A 20,971-nucleotide genomic window follows, 5' to 3' on the forward strand; every position below is an offset into this window, starting at 1 on the left:
TGTTTTATAAACGGCTTTCCTGAAAACCCGTGGTTATTAATCATACTACTGTTTCATCCTGTATGCGCTCTATATTTGTAATAAGCTGCACAGGAATGGCTTTTGTATTGTTATCAGCAAATGAAAAACGCACTTTTTCACCACAATGCGCTTTTGCCTCAAACCCCAATACATACCATCTACCTCCTATAATAATTAATGTGTAGTTAAGAGAATTACGGGCGCTAACGCTATACCGGATAATTCCGGTTTGTGTAATAACACCGCTTACTTCCGTTTTCTGTTGCAGGGCACTCCTTCTTTTCCTGTCAGTACGGGCATCCTGATGAATGACCAGGTACAAGATAACGCCGATCAACAGCAGAACAGCTGTAAGGGAGCCCCAGAGCTCAAGATCTCCATCAGCAGCAATAGAAGCAAAGACAAATAAGACCGCAAGGAAAATAGCGCCTCCCCTTTTGAATAACCGCACCATCCTGCCGGAGGTTGCCGCTAAAGAGCGCCGGTCATTATCAGTAACCGGCTTTTGCAGTGCCTGCCCCGGAAAAGAAGGGCAGAGGGCTTTGAGCAATATATTCTTTCCATTGGGCAAGGTGAAAAAATGGAGCGCTATTTCTTCCCCGGGAATACAGTCAGATGTGCGGAAGTAATAACTGTCATACTTGAAAAATTTTTTACTCCCCAGCGGGATCCACACCCGTATTTTAAGATCCCCGATCTCATATTCATGATCCTGGTCTGCAATCCCTAACGCCCGTAGCCTGCCGGTAACCACTGTTTTGAAATTGCCCTTCAGCAAGCTACGGTAACAGGCACATTCCTGCCGGAGCACTTTCCGGCCGCTGCGGATAGAAAAGTATCCTATAACAAGCAGAAACAGCGCAGGCGGGTATAAGATAGCAAGGTCTTTGAGCAATGCCGCCATAAAAATAAAACCCAGCCCCATAACCAGCAGCAGGCTGCCACCCGTTACGGGCAACAAGCCACGATAGCGGTACGCAAAACCCATCAGCGCTGCTATCAGCTCGCGGTCGTCCGCATCCGGCATCTGCTGGTTTTCCCCGCTTTCCGGTATATTTGTTAACGTTCCCATTTATATTCATTTCCCCGGATATCCACATAAAAATAATGCGCTTCCTGTTGGGCCTGCAGCAGGTGCGGCGTCTTTTCCCAAAGGTAATTGTACCGGAAGGGCACCAATATATGGCCTCCGGTACCCAGCACGCCGTAGTTTTTACCTCTGCGGCAGGAAAGATAACCGTAGTTGTATTCCATTTTTGTATAAGCAGCATCGGTAAGGGGCTTGCCGGCCGTTGTTAGTAACTGGTAAAAATAATCATTGTCTTTTCTTTTGGCTACAATAATAAAGTGGTCATAAATTCTGATGATATCATATTCCGGCGGAATGATTACCCCGGTTTTAATATTAAAGACCCCGTTATGCTGCCTTGCCGTGTCTTCTGTTTGCACCCAGCCCAGCTGAAAATCTTCTTTCCGTACAGATACAAAGCCATAATCAAAGGGGATCAGCATTTGCCCGTTCCGGTCAAATAAAGCCCAGCGATTTTCTTTTTCAACCGTGTAAAAAACAGCATCAGTAGAATCGGTCTCTTTGGTATTAAAGATGGTATTATACTCCGCAGGGATGATCGTTCTTCCCAGCGTATCAATTATCCCGCTTTTCCCATTGGTGTAAACTCCGGCCCGGCCGTCAGTGAAATAAAAATAATGATCATATTTAAATGCTATTACCGGTTTGCCGGAGATCGTTGTCATTCCGTATTTCCCCCCCTTCTGCGCCAGGAAACAATGCTGTGCCGGCATATAATCCAGGCTTGTATAAGTAAATGGAAGCAACACCCTGTTCTGCAGATCAAGAACTCCATATAAACCGCTTTGGGCATCCTGCGCTTTTATATACTGCGTGCCTGTAAAAAAATCCAGGCTTGCATATTGCACTGGAACAATCGTTGCCCCCTGGTTATTCTTCAGTCCGTATAATCCCCCCTGCTGTATGATCGTGCATCCGTTTAAATACCGGGTTCCCGGAGCGGCCATTTTGTGACCGGTATAGAGGTTCATATAAAAATCCCGGCCGTTATAATCATACTTTACAGTGCTGTCGTTTATAATGACGGGTGTATGGTCTGCATTAAAAACAGTGATTGTTCTTCCTTCATAATTCATTAAGGCCACTTCCAGCTCCGCTGCCTGTTCAGACCGGGCAGCATCCGTTAAAACGTCGGCAAGATCCCTGACATTTTTTATAGCGATCGCCAGGATGCGCCGGGCTTTGGGCTGGTATTGTACTTCTAAAAAAAGAGGCGGCGCCAGTATTTTTCCATCCCAGGTACAAAGCCCGTTATGCAATTCGTCTCCCTTTTGTATATCAAAAAGATGCTGCTCCCTATCCACATTTGTAATGGTACATCCCCCAGGTGCAGTATACTTTTTATCCCCGGCAAAAAAAATGTTATGGTCGGCAAGGAAATGATCCCGGTCATAAAAATAAAACTCGCTGTATTGCCCCGGAGGCACGATCCATTGGCCGTCCGGCAAAGAAAGAATACCGGTTTTGCCCTCTTGGGTGATCACTTCTTTTAATCCGGGTATCGGTTCACTGCCATCTATACTTCCATATTTTCCCTTTTCAAATACTTCCGTAAACTGCGGCGCAAAAAGCACTTTTCCTGTAGTATCGATCCAGCCGGAGAGCAGGCGGGTGTCCGGTTGGGTAGCTGCTGGATTACACAGATACACCTGCGCAATTCCTCCTTCAAACAACCCGGCATCATCGTATTCAGGGGCGATCACGATCTTCCGGGTGGCTGCATTCATATAACCCCATTTGCCCTGCGGATTGCAAACGGGAATAAGGTTTTCGTTCAGCTGGTTTTGGGCTTGTGTCATCATTGCGGATAACAGGAATGGGAGTATCAGGTCTATTTTCATTTTTTACCGGTTAATAATTTCATGCGATCTGTAAATACAGGATCAAGATAGCGCTTCAGCTTTTCGTAGGGGATCAGCACCGTGATCTCGCCTTCCGCATAAGCGGCCACCTCGTACGGACTGTAAGCAAAGCCCAGCCCCTTGTCTGTAAAATAAAAATTGGAATTGGGTGGCAGCCGGTCTTCCAATAAGATCTTGCCAAGTGAATCAGTGGAACCCAAACCGTAATCTTCACGGAACTGTGCCTCCAGCAGGCCCCGCAGCGTGGCGGAATCTGCGCTGACGATATCACTTAACCGCATCCGTTTTTGCTGCTGTACATCAAAGCAGTCGTAATCCACAGCATAGTTGCCATGCGCACCGCCGGAATATTCGCTCAGGTTGTCCTGCAGCACCACATAACCATTGCCGTTATAAGCTACCGAAAGCTGTTGCGTATTTTCCCAGTTCATACTGGCGTTGTACGGTTCTTCCTTCAATCCCTCCATATTGTCCCGGTAATTAGCCACATACTCTTTTACCTGCGCCTTCAGCCCTGCATCAATTGATGCGCCGTCTTTCCAGCCCATGAATGTTTTTATTTCTTCGTTGAGCCAGGTGGCTGCATCACCGTTCCCGGATGCCGTAAGGTAGACTGCCGTGATCTCGTACTGAGGCGTGGAATCCTTACCCGGGAAGGCATCAAACACCTTGTTGTAGGTGTGTACGTCAAAAGCGTAGGCCCCACCGGAATAATCTTCTTTCAGCTTAATGGGGTAGTTTTTAGTTTGCCGGGCATTGGTCCAGGTGCCGGTAAGCCGCCCGTTCTCAAAACGGCATTTCCAGCCGGGAAACTGTTTCCCCGTTTCCATAGTTGTATCACCTTCCAGGAATAAAAGACTATCAGCATCAGCTGCGGGCGTATAGTAAAGCCCGATCGGCTCCCGGTGGCGGTTATAAGCATACCAGGCCGTAACCTCGCTGCCGGTGCGTTGTATATACGCCGTTACCGGCTGCCCGGCAACCGTGCCGGTAAAACGTTTGTAATATTGCTGCGACAGGTGATTGTCTTGCGCGAAAACAGCCGGGCTTACTACCAACAGGGCAATACCGGTAAAGATCGGGCGCAATTGCGGGATATGATAAAATCCTTTCATTGTTTATTTACAGTAATGAGTCAACCAGCTTAAAAGATAACAAGGTATCGGGCATTGTTGATAAGAATGAAACAATTACATGTTTGCCAACATTTTTTTCCGTAGGTAACACGTACCCTGCATTGTGTAATTGCAGTATTTTTAAATTATCTAATGAAAAGTCAATACAAAGGCTTCCGTCATCAATCGAAAACAGGGTATGTATATTAGAATATCTTACACTATTGCTCATATCCTGTTTATAACATTTTGTAAGAATCCCGTCAAACACCACCTTTACATTATCTGTTTTCAATACGTTTTTGTAGGTGCTATAACCAGAATATTTACAGAGGAAAACAATAGCCAGTACAAACAAAAGAAAAGCGTTTGTTATCAATAAATATTTTTCATGAAGAAGAACTGATATCATCAGCGTAACCGGTATCGTAGCAATTTCAAATATACTCTTAAACTTTTCTGATTTTAATCCGAGCCAAATGGGTAAACCGAAGCCTGCTGCACCAGAAAAGATGAAGAAAACGATACTCCAAAACGTGGAGACCTTTGCTCCAGAAAGCAGGAAGGTGCTGACCGAACCTATTATGGTCAGTAATAAACATACCATGGAGATAAGAAAGACGCCAGTTTTCAGGCTAAACGCCTGAGTGCGGATGTACCCTTTCAGAAATGTTTGAAGATCTTCCTGCGTAACAGGTTCCTTTCGAATCATATTACTAATGGTGTATGTTTAACGGATTCCGGATAACGCCTGCTTTTCCCTGCGGGGTCATCACCACGGCAAACCCTTCATGAAAATCCCCGGCTGATTGGAATTGCGGGCGGATAACTACGCGCCCCTTTGCATTTATATAGCCCCAAAGATCACCGATCTTCACTGCTATCAACCCCTCATGAAAACCCAGGTTGGAATCATATAAAATGCCATACGGCGTTTCTAAAGAAAATCTGGCGATGGTTCTTCCTAGGGTATCCAAGGTGATCAGGTAGCCGTCTTTATTCCACTTGCTTTTATCGCCATCCACCTGCACCACGGATACGCCATCGCAAAAGGGCAGCGGCTTGTTGCGGTACTTAGGAGCTACTACCACCTGGCCATGCGTATTCATGATGCCCCAGTTGCTGCTATCGGCAGTTTCCAGGAGAAACGATATTAAGCCGTTAGAAAAGTTCCCGTTTAGATCCAAAGTAACATTGCTGTCTGGCCGACAGATGGTTTTTCCGTCTAGATCAATCAGCCGGTAGCGGTATTGTGGCGGGCCGGGTGGCAGACGGTTATACAGCCGGCTCAGCGTATCATCATCTTCCATCACAGGGGCAGGTATTGTATCGGCCACCGCGGCCACGCCATCGGTAAAATCACAGGCATAGTCAACCCGGGCCGGGATGACGAACTGCCCCAAAGTATCGCGGTAACCATAATGGCCGTTCTCATCCCGGTACAGTACCCGTCCGCAGGCAAAAGCCGGTGGTTCAACGTCCTCCATTTCCTGTTCCTGCTGCAGATTGATCACCGGCATCTCGGTAATGACCCAATCATCGCCAATTACGGTTTTGCCCTCCCTGTTGATGTATTTCCAAATACCATCCTGCTGCACGGCGGCGCGGTTACAGGAAAAATCTTCCACTTCATCATATTGGTACGGGATCACCAGTTCCCCGGCTTTATTGATAAAGCCATAAAGTGTTTTGCCATTTATTTTTTTATACACCCATGCAAGGCCATTATGAAAATTGCCGGCATCGTCAAAGGGCTCCTTCCAGGACTTTACCCTGCCGGAGGTATCTATAAAACTTACACTCCGGCTATCCCGGAAATCTACATGGGCCAGCCCTTCAGAAAAACGGCCGATGCTGTTGAACGAATCTCCGGGCGGCACCAGCCAGGCCGGTTCCTGCGCCAGGCAATAGTTCGCACAAAACAACAGCGTCAAACCAGAAAAAAACAGATATCTCATAAATTATAGCATTGTTATTTTAATCGTGTTCAATAATATTCAAATTTGTACCTGCGCATTTCGAGCTTATTGTCCTTGCCTGTATGGGTAAGAACAGTCTTTTGCGGATTGCCATATCTGTCAAAACCACTGTAAATGATGGCTGTCTTTTTCTTTGCCCCGTTATCAAGATCAGAGAAGCTGCAAATTGCTGTATGGTAAAAACCGCTATTGTCTTTTTCACATATTTCATTAGATTGAGTGAGTACAGGCTTTTTATTTTGATCCAATACCGTGATCTGTGTTTTATAAACCCGGTAATCTTTGTCAAGATGAAATTCCTGAAAGGTTGTTTGCCCCCCGGTTTTACTGGTAAGATTTGTTTTATAGGTGCTGTCATTTAACACCATCCGCTGAACAGTATCCGTTTCCCCGGAAGTATAATTATAAACGACCTCTGATCGCCTGCCATTTCTGTATGTTATCGTGGTTTTCTGCTTTTTTATTAACTCGTCTTCAGGGCCGGAACCTGTAAATGATAAAACAGAATCAGTATTTCCCTGCTTATTAAAATAAAAGATCTCTTCATCATACAATACAGCGCTGTCCTTATTTAAGGAAGCAGGCACATTCCAATAGTTATAAATGGTTGCCTTTCTTAGATTTCCTTTTAACCCGTATTCCTGTAAATCCGTATGCTGCTGCGCGCTGCATATATAACCGGGGGCGAATAAACAAAATATAAAATATTTTAATTCCATAAATGATCAAAGATGATACAAGAGCCTCTTCTGCTTATCAAAAGTTTTTATTCCTGTCTGTTCGTTTTTTGCCGGGCAATAATGGCACTTTATAATAAATGCCTTCATATGTTGCATTGTGGCCAAATGCATTCCTGCAAGCGTCCTCGTCAGGATAGCTTACAACAACGAATTGTTTAAAAAATTGCACTTTTATCCTGCAACCGTCGGTATCGGGAACCTTATAGGTAAAGGTGGCCGCGGGTATGGGAATTGTGTCATTGTCTATTAGGTCGGCCATGTTTCTTGCAGGCGCGCTGGTCACTGAAAACATATAAAACAGGGCAATCTGATCATTGATCTTTCTTAATTTAAGCTCGCCTGAATATCCTTTTTCTCCGTACCGGTAATAATAATTGCCAAAGATATCCTCGGGGTTTGTTGTAATATCCTGTGAACGAATTAACGTGTCACAGGCTTTTAGTTGCAGAATGTACGTTTTCTCTGATGAGGGTTTTGACCAGGTTCCTTTAAGGGTTTCCTTATCTGCATTCGCGTAAATAATGCCGGTGACCGCTCCATCCTTTGCGTATTCTGACAATATAAAATGCTTGCCGGAGTCTGTATAGCCAATGAGCGGAATCGGTTGCTGCTTCTTTGTATTAAGATAAATAATTTCACCGGACACTATGTTCCCGTATTTCCCGTAACGGATGCTGTGGGAACAAAAATGTATAAAAACCGGGATCCCGGACCCTATAAATCCCTTCCAGCAATGGTCGTATTGTTCTGTTGCTTTGTTCAGAATGCCGTTTTTAATTCCACTTTTCTGTTTCCCGGTCCGGGCTGGCGTGCCTTGTCCGGAAGATAACAGCGGGATAAATATCCATAATAGAATGATGCTTTTCATTTTCATCCTGCTAACAGTTGTACCCTTCCTGCCCATAAAATCCTCCTTTTTGTTAATCGCTTTAATACCCCATTTTTCTCAATCCTTCCCGCACGTCCTTTGCTGTTTTATATTTAGCCGTTTCATTACGCCCATCGCGAAAGCCGCATTCACAGCCAAAAAGCTTATCGCTTAGTTTTTCTAAATAAGTAAACCGGTTGCTCTTTTTGTCAAAATCATAGATAAACGTTTCATAAAAAGCGCCCCCGTAATCATAATGTCTTTGTTCATATTTGCAGAGTACGGCTAATTCTTTATCAGTATCCTTATCTGCGTTCACATAAAATACGGAAAGGATCTCCGGGTCGCCGCCATCCGGAGGAATCGTATCAATCAGTATCCTCCGGTAATTATTCTCCGTGGACGGCAGGTATAAATAACCCAAAATAATATTATATTGATCATGGTCTGTATACGTACCCGTTTGATAGGTTTCAGTGATCGTCTTTTGATAAAAGGCCAGTATAGCATTTTTTGGATCAAAATTTTTTGTTTCAAAAATCTGGTGCTCAATGAGCGTTGAAGAATCCGGCCGGATGCGGTCCGCAAATTGTTCTATGCTCTCATTCTCCTGCCGTTTTATTGTCTGTGCGAATGAAAACTGCGCGAAAATAATAATTGCCAGGAAGCTTATTATAACTGTTTTATTCAATCTGTTTTCTTTTATTATTTTAACGGATCTTCTATTGCTGCCATCCACCTCACTTGTATCGTAATATTCATTTTTAGAAGTGTGTTGCGGTTAATAATATTGATATTCATAAATTTCCATTGTCTGTTTGGGAGGCTCGCCTTTACTGGTGCCTGTGTATATTATTTTTCCTGGATTTCTATGTTTATCAAAGTCAGCGTATGTACTATGGAATATTGTTTTTTCATTTTTATCCAACTTGTCTGTAATTGTAACAATGCATCCGGAATAGAAGCCATCACTTCTTTTCCCATAGTACTCGGTTGTTTGAGTTAAAACGGGACAGGTGCCTTTTTCAAATACTGACATTTTTATTCTTTTGAGTTTGCCTTCACCATCTATATTGCATTCTGTGATGATCATTTGTTTACTGCACTTTTTAGTACTGCTGGTTTTGTAAATACTATCATTTATCAGGATTTGTTTTGTCGTATCTGTTTCATCACATAGATAATTATGGGTCACCTCCAATCTTTTCCCCCTCTGAAAACTTATGTACGTGTCATACAACTTTTCTAATTTACCGTTAGCGCGCCACTTTAAGTATTGACTCGAAGAATCCACATTGCCCACCCTGTTATAATAAAAAACCACTTTCCCTGTTAATCTTAAACGATCAGCCACAGAAGCAGAATCTTCTGAATAACTGTAAATAGTAATCGTTTTTACATTGCCCTTGTATCCGGCTCCCTGTAAATCATTATACGTTTTTTGTGCATGACAGAAGGAGAACAGGAGCGGTAATAAATAATTCAGCTTCAGCGGCATCCTTTTTATAGCCCCGGAGTATCCTGATTCTATTTGATCTTTTTTCAAAAGCATTATTTCTTTATATTCTTCCATTAAAGTGGATCGTAAAATTTACATCCATTTTCTTTTCCGGGATAGATGTATAATAATGATTGAGCTTTTTTATTTTTCTTTATGTTTTTGGGGCATCTGCTGGCCTATAGTTAAACATCAGGGGCCGCTGTCGCTGTTTTATTTTTCTGGCATAAATATTACAGGAATGACCCTTCTTACATTTACGGTTGCTCCGTTCTGTTTGCCAGGTATCCAATCCGGCATCGTTTGTACAACCCGTACTGCTTCTGCCGCGCAGCTACCGCCAATATCATTTAATGCATGCGCTGCTCTTATCTTTCCTTTTTTATCAACAATAAACGCTACCAGCACGTTGCCCTGTACAGCTTTTTGGGGTCTGAGGTGCGTTTTAATATATTGCTGCAGCGCTTTTTCACCGCCTGGATATTGCGGCATCACAGCCACAGCTGTGTATGCCGGCTCCTTACTGACTGCCGGTGGTGCTCCCTGTTCATTGACAGCTGAATCTTCCGGCAGTACGTCTTCAGCCGAAACAGGAGGTACTACTGCTGTTCCGACACCTGTTTTGTTGACCGTGCCGATATTGCTTGCTGTTGTTGTGTCCGCAGCTGCAAGCGACTTCCATTCATCAGATTCCGTTATAGAAAGATCTCTAACATCGTAAGGAGGTGTAAAGTCTATAGTTCCTTTCAACCGGCACGGTAACGGGCGCCCCATCGCATCATAATAGCGATATACACCATCCTTTAAAGCGGCTACAGGAAAAGTGATAGGGGCTGCATCACCCCAAAAATTCTGCCCGCTGTATAAAATACTGTCAAATTCCGCCGGTAGTATGGTCTTACCACGGGCGCTGATGATGCCGTATTTGTTGTGCTTTATTACAAGGTATCCTTTCTTATCTTCTGTTGGGATTACTTCTTTATATTCCGCCGGCACAATAATTGTTCCGTCTGCAGCGGCGCAGCCTTTCAGATATTGCCCATAATCATTGCTGTCTTTTTTCAGCAACAATAAGGTAGTGTCGTTATTAACGTAATCCCTGATATTTATCCATTCATAGGTATCGTATGCTAAGGGCACAACCAGTTTACCGGTACTGTCTGCAAAACCATACACATAGTTGTATAACCCGTTACCTCTGGCTTCGGTGATGCGGGGTATTGAATCTACAACCGCCGGATCGCCGATCCTTACTTCTTTTTCTTCCTGTGCTTTTTTATTGGCAACCATAATAATGCCCGGGGGAAACAGTTGCACAAAATCATATTGCAGGTGAAAAAAAGTGCTGCCGTCTTTCCGGATTATATCCCATTTGCCGTCTTTCATGACCAGTGCATTGTTATTATACGGATATACGACCTCCGGGTAACCGTTTTGTGTATACGCCCCTTTTACTATTTTACCCGCAACGGCATCATACAGCGCATACCGGCCTTTGGCGATCTGTACCCCCAGCAGATCTGCATTGCCACCTATTAGTATAGTATCGTAGGGCAGCTGCGTTTGTTCCCGGGTAAGTGCATTGAACAGGGTGTATGTTATTTTTGATGTATGGGTATCCCTGCGGGAAACCAGGATAAAGCGATTAACGGAATCCATCACTTCTATTTCCTGGTAGGGCACCGGTGCATAAAGTACCTTGCCGGAAAAATCGATCAGGCCTTCGCATTTATTATTATCGTTCCCGTTCTTACCCTGTACCCAAAACAGGCGTTGCTGCAATACTGTTACATCCTGGTAAATTGTTGGAATGATCAGTTTTTGCTGGGATATCCGGTATATTCCCTGGCCTTCCCCCCGGCTTACGCTTACTAAATCAGAATCAGGGTTATCCTGAAAAACATGATCATACACAGGGGGAACGATTACTTTTCCGTTCACATCAATATATCCTTCTTTTTTGCCTGCCTGTACGTTTATAATGGAATGCGCCTGTTGTGCATCAAAGAAATGGATATGCGTGTATTTTGGTTTTACCAACGTTTTTGTAGAAGCATTATAAAAACCCAGTAACCCATTTTGCCGGATCTTTATGAGACCAGGAGCATCCGGATAATCATCGGGCATATCGGTTCGCTCCAGAGAATCATACCCAGGAAGGATTAAATTTCCTTTTTTATCAAAAAAACGCTCTTTCCCTCTAACCTCGGTATAAAACAAATCCCCCTGCTTCATGTAGCTAAAAGCATTCATATAGATTGGTGGGATAATGATTTTTCCTGTAGTATCTGCCACCCCGCTTTTACCGTTTTTCGTAATAGCAGCAAAGGGCGCAGGCAGGTAGGTACCTGATGTATCAGCATCATAGCGGATGTAATCATATTGATAATCCAGGATTAACCTTCCTTGTGCATTCAGCAAACCATACTTGCCGTTTTTGTTTTTAATCATAAAACCACCTGCCATTTTCTCTTCCTCATTTTCGTTGGTTTCATTACAATTACAGGTATCTGTTTCTTTTGTTCTCAGGTTAATGCTTAGCTGCTTACCGTTCTGATAAAAACATTCCACCCATTCATCGCTGCGCATATTGCTATGCTCATGGTCGTATTCAAAAGGCAGCAGCACGTTATTGTTAAAATCAATAACGCCCCATTTTCCGTTCTTTTTTGCAAAACAATAATCACCTTTTTCCTCGCAGCCATAACAATAATCCATATCCTCATAGCTGCATGGTACCGTCAGGCGATTAGCCTCCCGGTCATACACCCCCCATTGATCCTGCAGCCGTACATTAAAGTAGCGGCCGTTCATGTTATATACTTCCTCAAAACGGAAGGGCAGCAGGAAGCTGGAGGGCGTAAACAGGGATTGGGTGTTTTTTTTCTTTACCACCCATTCCGTACGGGAACGGGTGTCGATGGAATCGTATTCCGGTTGCAACAGCCATTTTCCTTCAGGACTTAAAAGACCCAGCCGTCCTTTGCGGCTGACCAGAAGGGTGTTTTCCGGCAGAAGGGTAGAATCACCCTCGTGCAAACTGCCGTTTTCATCAGACAGGAGCAGAGTGCTTCCGTTCAGGAAGCGGTCAAAAGCGTAACGCCCCAGCGTATCAATATAGTAATAGTCTTTTCCCTTTTCTACCCGGGCAAATCCCAGCACAAAGGGAGAGCCGCCGTCATAAAGGGAATCCTGTGCCGATGTGAAAAGGCCGGCGGCTGTCAAAAAGAAAAGGAATAAGAAGGATTTCATTATTGCTGCTTATTAAAGAGGGGTTTTAGCGGATAAAAGGAAATCTATTTTCAAAAAACCGGCCGATGAAAGGAATTGGCCGCTCAGTTTCATTCAGCGCATTGATCATGCCCATTACTAATAAAATAAAGAGCACAATGCCTGCCCAGGTCAGCACGGCAGCGGCTTCCGGTGCCGCTAACGCCAGCAGGCGCAACACCAGGCCATACAGAACGCTCAGCACGATAAGGCCAAGGGATTGCTTTAAATGGTACTGCAGCAGGTTACTTTTGGCTCCTTTTATAAAGCGGATATAAGAAATTGCCCATCCAATGAATGTGAAGTATGCAAGAATAGATAATTGTTTTGCAGTCATGGGCATTTTACTTTTAGCAAAAATGCCGCGGTATTAACCCCCTTCCAAACTTATAGCACCTACGAGGTGACTACACTATTAAAAATCAGCGCCTACAAAGCGACTACAACCCCAAATATGCATTGATTATTAATCTATAATACTATTCGATTTTTTATCATGTACATATCTTTGCGGCAAACTTTGAAAAAACAGCGGGATTATTACTTATTTTCGCACAGCCTTTATGAACCGGATCCGCCATCTTTTCCTGCTGACCAGCGTGTTTTTTTTCTTCTTTTGCCGGTCTCTTTGTGCACAGTATATGCTGGGCGACACCCTGCTGCGGCAATTGCAGCAACCTGGTTTGCCCATAAGCCAGCAGGCACAGGTGATGGCACAGCTGGCCGCTCTTTATGTAAAGAGTGATTCGCAAAAAGGGCGGGATTATGGACGCCGGGCACTGGAGCTGGCCCGCCGTAGTGGAGATGCCGCTGTACAGTCTTACGTATTTAGCTATCTGTCTAATGTATACTTCAGCACAGAAAGTGATACAGCAACGGCGCAGGCAGTAGACAGCGCACTATGGTATGCAGGGCAAACAAAGAACCGGATGGTCAGAGGTTTGGCCTGGTATAGAAAGGGCTGGCTGCAAAACATTGAAAACCGTCCGGAAGAGGCGGTGCAAAGCTGGCATCAGGCATTAGATTATCTGGAAGGGCTGCCGGAAGGAGCACGCCTGCGTGCAGGCATTTATTACCTGTATTTTGGCATTTACTCGGAGAGGGAGGACCTGGATAAAGAACAACTATATGCCCGCCTGGCACTACAACAGGCGCAGCAGGCAGGTGAAGAAGAGCTCTTGTCTTCTGCCTGGCAGATCAACGGCACAGCTTATCTGGATTGCTATGAAAAAGGAGCACATAAAGATCCGGCGCTTCTGGATTCGGCGCTGTACGCTTTTAAAAACTCCGCTACATTCCTGTTACATTCTTCTTACGGGCCAACGAACCGCGATCCGGCTATATTGTCAGCTTTATTTACTGCGCAGGTATATATGGATCATTTTCCGCCATCAAAAGATACTGTTGTAAAATATGTAAATCTTGCCCTGGCAAATATTACCGATACATTAAGAGAGAAACGCATGCTCATCAACTGCTATACAATGCTGAGCAAATATGCACTGCAGGAGGGAAAACGGGCACAGGCAGAACAGATGCTCCTGCGGGCACAGGCCTCTTTTAATGCTATGGACCCCCCGGATTATTATGTGGCTGAGCAACTATATGAAGGATTGGCGATACTGGCAGAACAAAAGGGAGATCCGGTAAAGGCGCTTGCTTATTATAAACAATACCTGTCCTATTATAAAAAGGAGTTTGATACCCGGCGGATTGAAACAATACACCGTCTGGAAGCGCGTTACCAGGCAGAGAAAAAAGAAAAAGAGATCGTTCTTCTGAAACAACAGGAAGCGTTCCGGCGTAAACAAAATCAGCTGTATCTTGGAATAGCTGCTATAGCAATAGCAGGGCTGAGCTTTCTGTTCCTGGCCTACCATTTCCGTTTGCGCTACTCCCTGCAACGGGAAAAACTGTTACGACAGGAAAAAGAAGAAGCACGCCTGCAGTCCCGCCTGAAGGAAGAAGAGGCAGCACGCCTGCGGCTGGAAAAGCACGAAGCAGAACTGCAATCCCGGCTGCAGCAGGAAGAAGCCGCCCGGCTGCAGGCAGAACAGCAGTTATTGAAAGCACAGCAGGAACAAATGCAAAAAGAATTGCTGGCCGGTGCGTTACAGGTAGAGCATAAGAATGAGCTGCTACAGGGCCTGAAGGAAAAACTGTTGGCACAACCGGGCAGCGAAGCGGCATTGCGCCAGTTGGAAAAGATTGTACATGAAGAAAGCCGTGTGGACGAGGACTTTGAAAAAGTACGCTCGGAATTCAAAGACCTGCACCCGGAATTTTTTAACCGGCTGCAGCAACAGGCAGAACAAAAGCTAACGTCACTTGACCTGAAGTATTGTGCCTATATCTATATGCAGCTTTCCACCAAGCAGATCGCCTCCCTGTTGCATGTAGAGCCCAAAAGCGTACGTATGACCAAATACCGGATCAAACAAAACTGGGACTGGGACGGGAAGAAGGGTTGGAAGAGTTCCTGGGCAGGATACTGTAAAAAAGAAGAAGGCTCTTTGCTGCAACAGAATGAATCATTTAGTACCCAACCTCCTGCTTTCCTAAAATTTGCTTCCTGTGATTGGTACCCCAGCGATGCAGTTCCTTAATTACTTTTTTCAGGGTCTGGGAATATTCGGTTGGCGTATATTCTGTTCTTACAGGAAACCCGTTAATAACCGTTCGGGTTATTAGCTGGTTATCTTCCATGTCTTTTAATTCTTTTGCCAGTACCTTGGTAGTAAGCTTTGGAATGCTGCGCTCTATTTCCCTGAAATGTTTGTTACCGTTCCATATTGAGATCAGTATTAAAATCTTCCATTTTCCGCTAATAACGTCCAGCGTATCTCTTACTGGTATCAGCATGGTCAAGCATTCTTTGTGTTCTTTCTTTTTCATTGCTGTTTTTTCTGATTACCAAAAGGTAACTGATTACAATAAGAAAGCAAAAATAAATAATTTTGCGCTAACAATTTTAATCATAAAAAAACAGCAATATGACTTTACTGGAAAATTTAATGTGGCGCTATGCTACCAAAAAAATGAACGGGCAACCGGTTCCGCAGGAAAAAATTAATTATATACTGGAAGCAGTGCGTTTAGCTCCTTCATCAGCAGGAATACAACCCTACAAAGTTTTTGTAATCAGTAATAAAGAAAAATTAGAACAAATAAAGATCATTGCCAATAATCAGAGCCAGATTGCCGACTGCTCACACTTGCTGGTATTTGCAGCCTGGGATAGTTATTCCTACGATAAGATCGATAAGGTTGCTTCTCTGGTTGTAAGCGAACGCAACCTGCCTGAAAACGCAATGGATGACTTTAAAAAACGCTATTGGAGCGTGTTAGAGCCGTTAGGACAGGAATGGCATAAAAACCATGCGGCCAAACAAGCCTATATCGCATTAGGGATAGCCGTTGCAGCTGCAGCAGAGCAAAGAGTAGATGCTACTCCTATGGAAGGGTTTGACGCAGCTAAGCTGGACATGTTTCTCGGACTTGACCAGTCAGGGTTAAAAAGTGTTGTGATTTTACCACTCGGTTACAGAGACGAGCAAAACGATTGGCTGGTAAACCTGAAAAAAGTACGCACGCCAAAAGAAGAGTTCATTACTGAGTTCAATTAAACAAGGAACAATGAAAAAAGATAAAATCGTTTTCTGGATTACAACAGGGTTATTTTCCTTAATGATGCTGTCCAGCGCATTTATGTACCTGACAGCCTGGAATGGAGGCAACGTTCAGCCACCTGGGTTTTTCCGGGTTATTTCAGGGTTGAACTGGCAATAGCAAAATTTTTAGGCGCGTTGGCCTTGCTGCTTCCATTTGCTCCCAAAGGCTTTAAGCAATTTGCTTACGCTGGTTTTACAATTAGCCTCGTTTCAGCGGTTATTGCTCACGCCTCTTCCGGCAACCCTGCACAAGCAATTGTAACACCTGCTGTTTTTCTGGTAGTACTAATCGTTTCATTTCTCTACTACAATAAATTGCAGTAATCTGGGCTACTTCTTTACTAAAAATAGCTTATACATAAACGAATACTAAAAGCCGGGCTCAAATATTAGCCCGGTTTTTAGTGTTTTAACAGCCCGTAACTATTAATACATCACTGGCCGTTTTTATTTAAGCACACATACCCGACCAACACATAAACAGATCGCGCGTAAGCAGTTTTTAAACCATCAGGTGTTTTTAACTTTTTGCTGCTGATAGAATATCTATTAACCGGAATATCTGCCCGTTCTCCTTGCATTGAAAAACAGCGCAAATTTTATCCCCGGTATTGAATCCGTCCGGTGTATTGCCCGATTTATAGGAACAAACCAATTCCGAGCCAATGCGGTACCAGTACAGAGTGGTATAGCTTCCACCCTTGGTAAATTTTTCTCTTGCTGTGATCACTTCTGTTACAATCCCTTCAATAAGCCATCTCTTATCGGATTGCTTCAATTGCCGCCATTTAAAAATTGCCAGTATCGCGGGGCCTAATATGAACGGGAGGAACATTGATCCGGTCGTGATCAAAGCCGGACCAGGCCCTATAATAGGGGTGATGATGAATAGCATAAAAAGAAATGCCCAGGAAATATAAAACGAGCTGAAAACCATTTCCTGCCCTCCTGCAAAATCTCCTGGTTCTGCTGCTGTTATTTTGTTGCCTGCTGTATTATATTCTGTATAAAAAATATTTAATAAAAGATACTGCTGCTCATCCTGCTTTAGCAATTCCATTTTTACAGGTGTATGCTGCAATGTGGTTATACCAAATAGATTCCTGTATAACGTTCCAAAATATCTTTTATCTCCACCGGGAATAATATTTACATCATAGGTTTGCCCATCAATAATATAATGAAGGCGCCTGTTATCAGGTCTTGCCACTTCAATTGTTCCCTGAACGATCATTTTTTGCCCGGACAAAAGAGCTCTTTTTGCTTTTTTGTTTTTTTGCACAAACCCGATAAACCGGATCATAAAAAAAGCACCGCCACCCAATAATAAGAGCATTATCAAAAAAATAAAATCCAGGGTACTATCCGTAGTTGTTCTATTAGACACTACAACAGCCCATACAGAAAAAACAGCCATTATAATACATAAAATTCCGGCAATAAAAACACTGATGGCTCCGCCACGTATACTGCGCCTCCAATATTTAATTCGTTGAATATCTGCTGGTGTCAGGTTGCTGTAGCTTATCATTTTATTTTTTCATTCTATTCATTAAAGTCAAATGAGGCCGCGGCTGTATTCAGCATCAAAGAAGTATATCCGGATAGATCTCTACTTAACCCTAATATGCTACCACATAAAATGGCAATAATATGTTTTTTATGCCATTTTTAATAAATTAATCTATTACCGGAACAAAGATCCGTTTATCCTTATCTGCCCAGCGATCTATAACAATATTGGCAGCCAACTGGATAAAATGCAGGCTTCTGTTGCCTACCGGTGACAGTTCCCGCTGCCACAGGTACCCTGCCGTCATTCCAATATTCCCGTTGAACTGATACCCGGCTCCTGAATAAACGCGGTTCCTTTTAAACGCATTTTCTTTAGGGCCCAAAAACAACTCATTAAACGCATTTACAAAAAAGGTCTTTGCGATCACTCTCTTCTTATTAACAGGTATTGTTGCGCTTAACCGGTAACGGTATCGCTGGTCATTGGTTCTTTGTGCCGTTTTCAATTGATGGAAAAACCGCTGTTCTGCCCTTAGCCTGTGATCAAAATCTATTCTTGAAACAGCATGACTAAAAGTATATTGCAACCAAAGTCTCAGTTCTTCCTGCGACAGGCTTTTTTGTTTATAGGTAGCATACCGGCCAATTCCGATCAGCGCCTGGCTATTTTCATTAAAGTTATAACCGGTTCCCCCTTTTATTTCGTAATAATCGATGGTCTTGAATTGCTCAATGGACCGTGCCTGCATTTCCATATATGCCATCCATTTGGGAGCGTATTTATAGGTTATCGACGTTGTCAGAAACCCCGAAAGATGCTCAGGGCCCGTTTGTGCATGGCAGAAATCTATAAGAACTAATAAAAATGCTGGCAGCAACAGTCTTCGGATCATGCAGATTCAATAGTTTAAAATAAAAGGTTCAAATTATGTTAGTGCCATTACCAGAAATGCCGGCAGATCGCAAAATTCTATCGGCCCATATATACCATCAGGATCTGTATATCGCTTGGTTTTATACCGGAAATCCTGCTGGCCTGTCCCAGTGTTTGCGGTTTAATACGGTTTAGCTTTTCTTTTGCTTCGTTTCCCAGGGAGCTAAGCTTTGAATAATCAAAGCTTTGGGGAATTGCAAGGTCTTCCATCTCGCTCATCCTGTTTACCAGTTCTTTTTCCTTTTCAATATAGGTTTCATATTTGATATGTATAGATGCCTGCTCCAGCTCCTCTCTTGAATAATTTTTTACCTTTTCCTGCAGATAAGGAACAGCTTCTATTAGTTCCTCTAATTCCACGTCAGGTCTTAACAGGATCTTTTCTGCCCGTTGTTTTTCCTGTATGGGCGAAGAATGGAGATCAGCCAGGAATCCGTTAATTTCATCAGGTTTTAATGCCACTTCTTTCAAAATAGACTTAATACCGGCAATATTTTCATTTTTTTGCCGTACTTTATCCATCCTGTCCTGGGAAGCCAATCCTAATTTATAGCTTATAGGAGTTAAGCGTGCATCTGCATTATCCTGGCGAAGCAGGGTACGGTATTCCGCCCTCGAAGTAAACATCCGGTAGGGTTCCTCAGTTCCTTTATTAATAAGATCATCAATAAGCACCCCAATATAAGCCTCACTACGTTTCAATGTGAACGGCTCCTGTTCATTTACTTTTAAATGAGCATTAATACCAGCCATGATCCCCTGACAGGCAGCTTCCTCATAACCTGTTGTTCCGTTGATCTGACCAGCAAAATATAAATTACATATTATTTTTGTTTCTAATGTGTTTTTGAGCTGAGTAGGAGGAAAATAGTCGTATTCAATAGCATACCCTGGCCTGAATAATTTTACCTGTTCAAACCCGGGTACCATTTTTAAAGCGGCAAACTGAACTTCTTCCGGAAGCGATGTAGAAAATCCGTTTACATAGATCTCAACTGTATTCCAGCCTTCCGGCTCTACAAACAGCTGATGGCGCTCTTTGTCTGCAAAACGGTTAATTTTATCTTCAATGCTCGGACAGTAGCGGGGGCCCACACCATCAATACGGCCGGCATACATCGGGCTCCGGTCGAAACCCGTTTTCAGCATATCATGCACTTTCTGATCAGTGTAAGTGATCCAGCAACAGCGCTGTTGTTCGGGTTTGATCCTGGGGGTGTCGATAAAAGAGAAGCCTATTATCTCAGTATCTCCATCCTGTATCTCCATTTTTGAGTAATCAAGACTTCTGCCATCTACCCTTGGCGGCGTGCCTGTTTTTAACCGGTCACTTTCAAATCCCAGGGAAACCAATTGCTCTGTGATACCCGATGCAGCTTTCTCAGCTACTCTTCCACCGCCAAATTGTTTTTCCCCGATATGTATAATTCCATTCAGAAAAGTCCCATTAGTTAATACTACCGCCTTTCCATGTATTTCATGTCCTAAACCGGTAATTACACCTGCTATCCTATCCTTCTTTACCAACAAACCCTTTACCATATCCTGGTAAAAATCCAGGTTAGGCGTTTGCTCAAGCATTTCCCTCCATTTGGCAGCAAATAGCATCCGGTCGCTTTGTGCACGCGGGCTCCACATGGCCGGGCCCTTTGACCGGTTCAACATGCGGAATTGAATCATAGAAAGGTCGGTAACAATACCTGAATACCCCCCTAACGCATCAATTTCCCGAACGATTTGTCCCTTTGCTATTCCACCCATTGCCGGATTACAGCTCATTTGAGCAATTGTCTGCATGTTCATGGTAACCAGCAGCGTTCTTGAGCCCATATTAGCAGCAGCAGCAGCAGCTTCACAGCCTGCATGCCCTGCCCCGACAACTATTACATCATATTCCGGAAACATAATTTACAAAGTTACACCATTCTACTATTTATAAGAATTTATGCAACAGATACAAAAAAGCGAATCAATAAAAAGAGATGTTTCACGTGGAACGGTCGTAAAATTCCCGGTAAAGTATTCTGATAACTTATGCAACAACTCTGTTTTATTGATTCCTTAGGGATTACCCTGAAGATGTCATCCCGTACCTGTTCCGTCGCATCATGTAATCTGGCATTGGCAGCAATCATAAAAAGCATTTCATTTAAGCTCATTAAAACGACAAAGTTCTGTCAAGGCTGAGCTTGATATACTACTTATAATGCAATCTAAAGGTTTAAACGGTCTTAAATAAGCAATCTCCATAATACTGAAAGCTTTTTAAGTTCTTCTCCTTCTGAAGTACAAATATTGTTTCACGTGGAACAGAATACCCGTTTTAAATTGACAATAATTTTGGTTGTCCACGCAGCCGTACCTACCAAGTCTTATATAGATGTATGTGATTAATACTCATTATAAAT

The 20,971-nt window shown here is 43.5% G+C and carries 19 protein-coding genes; 4 read left to right on the top strand and 15 right to left on the bottom strand.

All coding sequences use genetic code 11. The features are described from left to right. Nucleotides 1–40: 40 nt before the first annotated feature. From A8C56_RS20985 to A8C56_RS21035, 11 genes are all read right to left on the bottom strand, one after another. Nucleotides 41–1,093 carry a hypothetical protein gene (locus tag A8C56_RS20985; protein ID WP_067760403.1) on the bottom strand — a complete coding sequence of 351 codons (1,053 nt, stop codon included), beginning with the start codon at nt 1,091–1,093 and terminating at the stop codon, nt 41–43. Then, nucleotides 1,081–2,952: a WG repeat-containing protein gene (locus A8C56_RS20990; protein WP_067760404.1), complete on the bottom strand. Its 1,872-nt coding sequence runs from the start codon at nt 2,950–2,952 to the stop codon at nt 1,081–1,083. The genes A8C56_RS20985 and A8C56_RS20990 overlap by 13 nt, the downstream gene beginning before the upstream one ends. Next, complete coding sequence (locus tag A8C56_RS20995; RefSeq protein WP_067760406.1) at nt 2,949–4,088, bottom strand: DUF3298 and DUF4163 domain-containing protein; 1,140 nt, start codon at nt 4,086–4,088, stop codon at nt 2,949–2,951. The genes A8C56_RS20990 and A8C56_RS20995 overlap by 4 nt, the downstream gene beginning before the upstream one ends. Before the next feature lie 7 nt (nt 4,089–4,095). Next, a complete protein-coding gene (locus tag A8C56_RS21000) occupies nt 4,096–4,800 on the bottom strand; it encodes a hypothetical protein (protein WP_067760408.1) in 705 nt (234 codons plus the stop codon). A 4-nt stretch (nt 4,801–4,804) separates the two neighbouring features. Further along, nucleotides 4,805–6,046 carry a WG repeat-containing protein gene (locus A8C56_RS21005; RefSeq protein WP_084490322.1) on the bottom strand — a complete coding sequence of 414 codons (1,242 nt, stop codon included), beginning with the start codon at nt 6,044–6,046 and terminating at the stop codon, nt 4,805–4,807. A 29-nt stretch (nt 6,047–6,075) separates the two neighbouring features. Then, a complete protein-coding gene (locus tag A8C56_RS21010) occupies nt 6,076–6,786 on the bottom strand; it encodes a hypothetical protein (protein ID WP_067760411.1) in 711 nt (236 codons plus the stop codon). Nucleotides 6,787–6,823: 37 nt separating this feature from the next. Beyond that, nucleotides 6,824–7,711: a hypothetical protein gene (locus tag A8C56_RS21015; RefSeq protein ID WP_157098053.1), complete on the bottom strand. Its 888-nt coding sequence runs from the start codon at nt 7,709–7,711 to the stop codon at nt 6,824–6,826. A gap of 25 nt (nt 7,712–7,736) precedes the next feature. Next, complete coding sequence (locus A8C56_RS21020; protein WP_067760415.1) at nt 7,737–8,366, bottom strand: hypothetical protein; 630 nt, start codon at nt 8,364–8,366, stop codon at nt 7,737–7,739. Nucleotides 8,367–8,456: 90 nt separating this feature from the next. Next, nucleotides 8,457–9,248 carry a hypothetical protein gene (locus A8C56_RS21025; protein ID WP_067760417.1) on the bottom strand — a complete coding sequence of 264 codons (792 nt, stop codon included), beginning with the start codon at nt 9,246–9,248 and terminating at the stop codon, nt 8,457–8,459. Between the two features lie 138 nt (nt 9,249–9,386). Continuing rightward, nucleotides 9,387–12,425, bottom strand: a complete 3,039-nt coding sequence (locus tag A8C56_RS21030) for an energy transducer TonB (RefSeq protein ID WP_067760419.1) — start codon at nt 12,423–12,425, stop codon at nt 9,387–9,389. 25 nt (nt 12,426–12,450) lie between these two features. Continuing rightward, the gene (locus A8C56_RS21035) at nt 12,451–12,780 is read right to left on the bottom strand and encodes a hypothetical protein (RefSeq protein WP_067760421.1); all 330 of its coding nucleotides are present in this window, start codon (nt 12,778–12,780) and stop codon (nt 12,451–12,453) included. A 226-nt stretch (nt 12,781–13,006) separates the two neighbouring features. On the opposite strand from A8C56_RS21035, the gene A8C56_RS21040 reads away from it, so the two are divergent. Next, entirely contained in the window at nt 13,007–15,049 is a 2,043-nt protein-coding gene (locus A8C56_RS21040; RefSeq protein ID WP_067760423.1) for an ATP-binding protein, read from the top strand. Here the strand turns inward: A8C56_RS21040 and A8C56_RS23995 are convergent. Continuing rightward, the gene (locus A8C56_RS23995) at nt 14,979–15,338 is read right to left on the bottom strand and encodes a winged helix-turn-helix transcriptional regulator (protein ID WP_071609353.1); all 360 of its coding nucleotides are present in this window, start codon (nt 15,336–15,338) and stop codon (nt 14,979–14,981) included. The genes A8C56_RS21040 and A8C56_RS23995 overlap by 71 nt on opposite strands. A gap of 98 nt (nt 15,339–15,436) precedes the next feature. On the opposite strand from A8C56_RS23995, the gene A8C56_RS21050 reads away from it, so the two are divergent. From A8C56_RS21050 to A8C56_RS25560, 3 genes are read left to right on the top strand one after another with little or no spacing between them, the layout of a single operon-like run. Further along, nucleotides 15,437–16,069 carry a nitroreductase family protein gene (locus A8C56_RS21050; RefSeq protein WP_067760427.1) on the top strand — a complete coding sequence of 211 codons (633 nt, stop codon included), beginning with the start codon at nt 15,437–15,439 and terminating at the stop codon, nt 16,067–16,069. Nucleotides 16,070–16,079: 10 nt separating this feature from the next. Continuing rightward, nucleotides 16,080–16,232: a hypothetical protein gene (locus A8C56_RS25185; RefSeq protein WP_245645623.1), complete on the top strand. Its 153-nt coding sequence runs from the start codon at nt 16,080–16,082 to the stop codon at nt 16,230–16,232. Next, nucleotides 16,166–16,438 carry a DoxX family protein gene (locus A8C56_RS25560; protein ID WP_394330820.1) on the top strand — a complete coding sequence of 91 codons (273 nt, stop codon included), beginning with the start codon at nt 16,166–16,168 and terminating at the stop codon, nt 16,436–16,438. Before A8C56_RS25185 ends, A8C56_RS25560 begins: the two co-directional genes overlap by 67 nt. A 196-nt stretch (nt 16,439–16,634) precedes the next feature. On the opposite strand, the gene A8C56_RS21060 is transcribed toward A8C56_RS25560, so the two are convergent. The 3 genes from A8C56_RS21060 to mnmG all read right to left on the bottom strand — a co-directional run bounded on the left by A8C56_RS21060 (nt 16,635) and on the right by mnmG (nt 20,468). Continuing rightward, nucleotides 16,635–17,531 carry a hypothetical protein gene (locus tag A8C56_RS21060; RefSeq protein WP_157098054.1) on the bottom strand — a complete coding sequence of 299 codons (897 nt, stop codon included), beginning with the start codon at nt 17,529–17,531 and terminating at the stop codon, nt 16,635–16,637. Nucleotides 17,532–17,793: 262 nt separating this feature from the next. Then, a complete protein-coding gene (locus A8C56_RS21065) occupies nt 17,794–18,522 on the bottom strand; it encodes a DUF2490 domain-containing protein (protein ID WP_067760432.1) in 729 nt (242 codons plus the stop codon). Nucleotides 18,523–18,599: 77 nt separating this feature from the next. Then, entirely contained in the window at nt 18,600–20,468 is a 1,869-nt protein-coding gene (gene mnmG, locus A8C56_RS21070) for a tRNA uridine-5-carboxymethylaminomethyl(34) synthesis enzyme MnmG (RefSeq protein WP_067760434.1), read from the bottom strand. Nucleotides 20,469–20,971: the final 503 nt, after the last annotated feature.

This window comes from Niabella ginsenosidivorans (assembly GCF_001654455.1).
Lineage (GTDB): Bacteria > Bacteroidota > Bacteroidia > Chitinophagales > Chitinophagaceae > Niabella > Niabella ginsenosidivorans.